Below are 4,053 nucleotides of genomic sequence, written 5' to 3'. Positions count from 1 at the left end.
CAGGAGTGTAGGTTTGTCTTTTCATTGTCGTATTCTCTCAGAAAGTTAGGTCTCCGACAATCACGGGGCGATTCAGTATATTGCTTGTTCTGTCAGTCGTGCTACTGCGAGCCGACTGCCACTCAAATAACTTATCGCTGTGTGGACTGTTGAAACGTCTTAACGGTACTCAACCAATTTATCTAACCCTCAACTTAACTTATCAACACAGGAAATACTCTTATGGCACATTTAATCGAAAACATGGCATACGTCGGCGAGACCCCTTGGCACGGTCTCGGCAATCAGTTACCTAAGAATCAGCCCATCGAAGTCTGGGCTCGTGAGGCTGGTATGGATTGGCGTATTGAATCGTCTGATGTTAGCTACATGGCAAGCAATGAAAAAGGTCAAAGCCTGATCATGCCCTTTGATAGCAATAAGGTGCTATATCGCAGCGATAACCTAGAGCCGTTATCGGTGGTTAGCCAACGTTACCAAGAAGTACAGCCGCGTGAGATTTTAGAGTTCTATCGTGATCTCACGGAGCAATCACACTTTGAGCTTGAAACTGCAGGAGTGTTAAAGGGCGGTCGGAAGATGTGGGCATTGGCCCGTACAGGTCAGTCAATGACTCTAAAAGGCGGTGATGTGAGTAATGGATACCTTTTGTTGGCAACCGCTTGTGACGGGACTCTGGCGACTACTGCGCAGTTCACTAATATCCGTGTGGTGTGTAATAACACTCTAGCAATTAGCTTAGCGGACGGAAGTGGCGGTGTGGTAAAAGTACCGCATAGCACCTCGTTCGATGGCGATCGCGTCAAGCAACAACTTGGCGTTTCCGTTAAGCAGTGGAATGAGCATATGTATGAGATGAAGCAGCTTACCCAGCGCCGTGTCACTCAGGCAGAAGCTGCTAATTATCTCAACCGTGTATTCAACGATCAGGACAATAACATCATCTTATTTAACAGTGCTAAGAAAGAGAAGGATGCGGTACCAAACGCTCGTGCCATGAATCAGGTAATGAGCATGTTCAACGGTCAAGGTCGCGGAGCTGATCTTGATTCAGCACGTGATACCGCTTATGGGCTGCTATCAGCCATGACCGAGTATGTGGATCATGAGCGTAGGGCTATGTCCACCGATCACAGACTCGACTCAGCATGGTTCGGCGCAGGGGCTAAGCTGAAAGACAAAAGCTTAGAGGAAGCCTTTGCCCTTATTGCCTAACTTAATAGCAAACTCAACCAATTAAACCACGCCTTAGAGAGTGGTTTTTTTATGTCGTTTGTTTCATTTAATACCAATAATCAATTTATCGAAGGAGTTTATTATGAACATGATCGCATTAAATACCAACACTCAGATAAGACAGGCTAAGCGTGCCATCGTGAAGCGTAAACCAGCGGTAGTGCAAACCAATCAAAACAATAGCACTGATAAAGCTGCTCAGTCGCATACTGCAACGACGGCTAAGCGTCTGGTCAACACCAAATCGTTAAGTCGTGAAGAGTGGCTACAATTTCGCAAGCAAGGCATTGGTAGCTCTGATGCCGCAGCTAGCTGTGGTATCCATCCCTATTTATCCATGCTTGAGCTGTGGATGATTAAGACAGGACGCATGGAATCAAGCATCGATGAAAGCATTGACGGTTATTCGCCACTGTACTGGGGCAATACGCTAGAGCCAATGGTCGCTAAATACTACCAAGAGCATACGGGCAATAAGGTACGACGTGTCAATGCTATCTTGCAGCATCCTGATCCTGACAAGCATTTTATGCTCGCTAATTTAGACTATGCCATTACTGGGTGTACAGAGGCGCAGATCCTAGAGTGTAAAACCGCAGGGGAGCATGGTGCCAAGCTTTGGAAGCATGGCGTGCCGTTATATGTCACCTGCCAAGTTCAGCATCAGCTAGCCGTCACAGGTAAAACGGCTGCGCATATCTGCGTGTTAATCTGTGGTCACGAAGCGAAGATTTATAAGGTTGAGCGTGATGAGCGCTTGATTGATTCTATCATCGAGCACGAGCGTTTGTTCTGGCAGTACGTGAAAACAGACACACTACCAACCCCTGATCATTCAGAATCTGCAGCGCGAGCATTAAAGCTGCTTTATCCAGCGCCTGAACCGTCAAGCAAAGTTGATTTACGAGATGACGATGGTGCGAACAAGTTGTTCGAGCAGTTGCTTAGCTACCGTGACTACATGCAAGAGCTAGAAGAACGTCATGATCAAGTGAAGCATCGGCTGCAAAGCTTAATTCAAGATAATGAGGTTGCGGTATTTTCGATGGGCGCTATTTCTTGGAAGCGCTCTAAAGACAGTGTCGGTCTTGATAGCAAGGCCGTTATTAAAGCCCATCCTGAATTGCTCGCGCAGTTTAGTAAAACCCGTCAAGGTAGCAGACGCTTTGTTGTCTTAAACGATTAAGCCGCTATCTATTCTCAACAAACCAAAGCAAGCACATAACAGCCCAGCTATCAAAGCTGGGCTTTTTTATAGCTAAATAAAACACATAAGGAATATCAACATGATTAAAGGTCTCACTATAACGCCGCCCGTACTCGGTCGCATCAGCATTGGACGTGTCATTCAAAAAGATGGTAAACGTCTCCCTGCTAAGGACGATCAATTCACCATTACTAGCCAAGTGCAGAATAAAGACGGCTGGATCAACCACCCACTCGATGAAAGGCTACGTGCAAAGAGTGACGGCAAGCTCAGGAAAATACCGGTTCGTATGCTGTTTAATGATCCGACGCTTAACTTGCGAGCTGAATACACATTGTTTGATCGGCAAACTGGACGCCCACTATGTGTGGGTGACGGTGAGCAGTGCCAACGCCGAACGGGCAACGGTGTTGAGCAGTTGCCATGTCCGTCGCCTGATCGCTGCCCACTGGCACAAGGCGGTGCGTGTAAGCCATACGGTCGTCTATATATGAATCTGTCTGAGGACGATGAGCTGGGTACGTTCATCTTTCGTACGACTGGTTTTAATAGTATTAGAACGCTGGCAGCGAGGCTAAGCTACTTTGCCGCGGTATCCGGCAACAAGCTGTCCTGCTTACCACTGCAATTAACGTTAAGAGGTAAAAGCACCACCCAAAGTTATCGCACACCGATCTACTTTGTGGATTTAACGCTACGTGATGGGGTAACGCTACGTGATGCCGTATCCAATGCACAAGCCATTGATAGCGAGCTGAGCGAACATGGCTTTGATCAAGCAGCGTTAGAGGAAGCTGCTAAAAAAGGCTACGTAAACTCATGTTTTGGTATCGATAGTGAAGATGCGTTTGAGGTGGTAGAGGAGTTTTATCCGGTTGAGAGCAGTGATGCTAACCAAAACCAACAGGAGCAAGGACACTTGCAGAATGGGCTAGCGACTCATAACGTGACTAGTATTGAGCAAGGGCTACGGCAAAGCGTGACGGCTGTTAGTTAAGCTAAGTGACCAAAATTAAATGAATGAGATAAAAGGAGCTGATTCGATCAGCTCCTTTTTTTATTGCTTTATCTAAGACTAACCATCGGACTATATAGGATGCGGTAAGAAAATATAGGACTCGGTAAGTATATGAGAAGAAACGCTCTCAATCACTTATAAGGAGCACATCATGGAAAATTTAAATACAGCACAGCCAGTAATCGAGCAGTGTAATCATATACCGCAACTACTGAGTATCAAAGATGTGGGCAAGTATATTGGACTTAGTCGCTCTACAATTTATGAGATGACTAATGAGAATTCTGATCGTTATGATCCAACGTTTCCTAAGAAGGTACAGCTGACACAGGTGAGGGTAGTGTGGGTAGCAAGCGAGATTGCAGAATGGATTAATAGTAAGATTGCGGAGCGTTCAGCCTAGACTTATCGAACCGCCCTAAAGCTAAAGAGTAGGGCAGTTTATTTTTTTGTATTTCATATAACGTCTGGATAACTTCCAAAACATCGTGTAGGTTTTTTCTTATTCGAAACTATTAGGGCGTGTCCCTAATTCAGTTTGCAGTGGATCATAGTACAAGCCAGATATAGCATAGATTTATAATTTCGTGCC

At 45.7% G+C, this 4,053-nt stretch carries 4 protein-coding genes; all 4 read left to right on the top strand.

Going from position 1 to position 4,053, the window contains the following annotated elements; all coding sequences use genetic code 11:
* Positions 1-222 precede the first annotated feature (222 nt).
* The 4 genes from JMX13_RS13415 (at position 223) to JMX13_RS13400 (ending at position 3,864) form a co-directional block, all read left to right on the top strand.
* On the top strand, positions 223-1,215 hold the full coding sequence (locus tag JMX13_RS13415; RefSeq protein WP_201613307.1) for a DUF932 domain-containing protein: 993 nt from the start codon (positions 223-225) through the stop codon (positions 1,213-1,215).
* A 103-nt stretch (positions 1,216-1,318) separates the two neighbouring features.
* A complete protein-coding gene (locus tag JMX13_RS13410) occupies positions 1,319-2,422 on the top strand; it encodes a YqaJ viral recombinase family protein (RefSeq protein WP_201613306.1) in 1,104 nt (367 codons plus the stop codon).
* Between the two features lie 100 nt (positions 2,423-2,522).
* Positions 2,523-3,440 (top strand): hydrolase or metal-binding protein, encoded by a 918-nt coding sequence (locus JMX13_RS13405; RefSeq protein ID WP_201613305.1) that lies wholly within the window; start codon positions 2,523-2,525, stop codon positions 3,438-3,440.
* Positions 3,441-3,612: 172 nt separating this feature from the next.
* Positions 3,613-3,864, top strand: a complete 252-nt coding sequence (locus JMX13_RS13400; protein WP_201613304.1) for a helix-turn-helix transcriptional regulator — start codon at positions 3,613-3,615, stop codon at positions 3,862-3,864.
* Positions 3,865-4,053 lie beyond the last annotated feature (189 nt).

This window comes from Psychrobacter immobilis (assembly GCF_904846285.1).
Lineage (GTDB): Bacteria > Pseudomonadota > Gammaproteobacteria > Pseudomonadales > Moraxellaceae > Psychrobacter > Psychrobacter immobilis_D.
This window is presented reverse-complemented; position numbering and strand designations above follow the sequence as displayed.

What these genes read in the sequence shown, in the direction of transcription:
- JMX13_RS13415 (WP_201613307.1), top strand. Translation starts at nt 223, where the DNA reads ATGGCACATTTAATCGAAAACATGGCATACGTCGGCGAGACCCCTTGG.
- JMX13_RS13410 (WP_201613306.1), top strand. Translation starts at nt 1,319, where the DNA reads ATGAACATGATCGCATTAAATACCAACACTCAGATAAGACAGGCTAAG.
- JMX13_RS13405 (WP_201613305.1), top strand. Translation starts at nt 2,523, where the DNA reads ATGATTAAAGGTCTCACTATAACGCCGCCCGTACTCGGTCGCATCAGC.
- JMX13_RS13400 (WP_201613304.1), top strand. Translation starts at nt 3,613, where the DNA reads ATGGAAAATTTAAATACAGCACAGCCAGTAATCGAGCAGTGTAATCAT.